We start from the raw sequence: 1,838 nt of genomic DNA, 5'->3' as shown, positions 1-1,838 counted from the left end.
CGCGCCGTCGGCGCCGAGACGCAGGGCCGTCTCCGTCCGCGGCGACGGGACCTCACCGGCGGGTGCGGGGTGCGAGACCTGCAGGTGCGGGCGGGCGCGCAGCCGGTAGCGGACGCGCACGTCCCAGGCCCGGCGGGCCCAGATCGCGGCGCCCGTCGCGACGAGCAGCGCGGTGATCGAGCCGATGCCGACGGACCAGCGGGCGCCGAACGTCTCGCCGATCCAGCCGACGACGGGCGAGCCGACGGGCGTCGCGCCGAGGAACACCATCATGTAGAGCGCCATGACGCGCCCGCGGACGGCTGGGTCGGTGCTGAGCTGGATGGTCGCGTTGGCGGCCGTGAGCATCGTGAGCGACGCGAAGCCGACGGGGATCGTCGAGATCGCGTACGTGAGGTAGGTCGGCATGAGCGCCATGACGCCGGTCGAGATGCCGAACGCGAACGCGGACCCGATGACGAGCCGCACGCGGGGTCGTTCGCGCCGCGCGGCGAGCAGCGCACCGGCGAGCGAGCCGATGGCGAGGACCGAGCCGAGGATGCCGTACTCGCCGGCACCCCGGCCGAACTCGGTGCGCGCCATCATCGCGGAGGTCATCTGGAAGTTGAGGCCGAACGTCGAGATGACGCTGACGACGACCATGATGACGAGGATGTCGCTGCGGCCGCGCACGTAGCGCACGCCCTCGCGGATCTGCCCCTTGGCGCGGGGGACGACGGGCATCCGGTGCAGCTCGTCGGTGCGCATGAGGGTGAGCGACAGGATCGTCGCGGCGAACGTGACGGCGTTGATGACGAAGACCCAGCCGGTGCCGACGAACGCGATGAGCAGCCCGGCGACGCCGGGACCGATGAGGCGGGCGGCGTTGAACGAGGCGCTGTTGAGGCCGACGGCGTTGGACAGGCGGCTCGTGGGGACGAGCTCGGCGACGAACGTCTGCCGGACGGGCCCGTCGATCGCGGTGACGACGCCGAGGAGCAGCGCGAAGACGTAGACCTGCCAGAGCTGGGCGTGGCCGGAGAGCACGAGGGCGCCGAGGCCGACGGCGAGCACACCCTGGGCGGCCTGCGTCGCGGCGAGGAGCTTGCGGCGGTCGACGCGGTCGGCGAGCAGCCCGGCCCACGCGGACAGGAACAGCACGGGCAGGAACTGCAGGGCGGTGGTGATGCCGACGGCGACGCCGGACTCGTCGGACAGCTCGGTGAGGACGAGCCAGTCCTGGGCGACGCGCTGCATCCAGGTGCCCACGTTCGCCACGAGCGCTCCGGCGAACCACAGCCGGTAGTTGCGGTACTGCAGCGAGGAGAACGTGGGACTCATGAAGCAGCGATCCTCCTCAGGAGCTCGGCGGCGTCGGCGAGGAGCTGCCGCTCCTCCTTGGTCATGCCCTTGAGCCGTTCGGTGAGCCACGTGTCGCGGCGGCGGCGGGTCTCGACGACCTCCGCGCGGCCGGCCACGGTGAGGCTCACGACGACCTGCCGGCCGTCGGTGGGGTGCTCGTCCTTCTGGACCAGCCCGAGCTCGACGAGCCCGTTGACCGTGCGCGTCATGCTCGGCGGCTGGATGCGCTCGGCGTCGGCGAGCTGGCCGGGGGGCATGGGGCCCTGCTTGTTGAGCCACGCGAGGACCGTGAACTGGGGGTCCGTCAGCCCCTGGGCACCGCGCTCGGCCCGGATCCGCCGGGCGGCCTGGCCCACGGCGATGCGGAGCTCTCCGGCGAGAGCGGGGGCGGTGGGCATGATGGTTAGCCTAACTCATTACCTCACGTAAAGACATCGGACAGGCCGTGGCCTGCCCCACAGCCACCCGCGCACGCCCGCCCAGACGACGAGAGGCCG

At 72.3% G+C, this 1,838-nt stretch carries 2 protein-coding genes; both read right to left on the bottom strand.

Annotated elements, in window-relative coordinates:
* A partial coding sequence (locus CBZ_RS18840) for an MFS transporter (RefSeq protein ID WP_130782993.1) occupies positions 1-1,320 on the bottom strand: 1,320 nt, incomplete at its 3' end.
* The gene (locus CBZ_RS18835) at positions 1,317-1,739 is read right to left on the bottom strand and encodes a MarR family winged helix-turn-helix transcriptional regulator (RefSeq protein WP_130782992.1); all 423 of its coding nucleotides are present in this window, start codon (positions 1,737-1,739) and stop codon (positions 1,317-1,319) included. The genes CBZ_RS18835 and CBZ_RS18840, both read right to left, overlap by 4 nt.
* Positions 1,740-1,838: the final 99 nt, after the last annotated feature.

The sequence above is a fragment of the Cellulomonas biazotea genome, from assembly GCF_004306155.1.
GTDB classification, from domain to species: Bacteria; Actinomycetota; Actinomycetes; order Actinomycetales; family Cellulomonadaceae; genus Cellulomonas; species Cellulomonas biazotea.
This window is presented reverse-complemented; position numbering and strand designations above follow the sequence as displayed.

Bases quoted from the DNA above. Each gene is read 5' to 3' on its own strand.
- CBZ_RS18835 (WP_130782992.1), bottom strand. From the start codon at position 1,739: ATGCCCACCGCCCCCGCTCTCGCCGGAGAGCTCCGCATCGCCGTGGGC.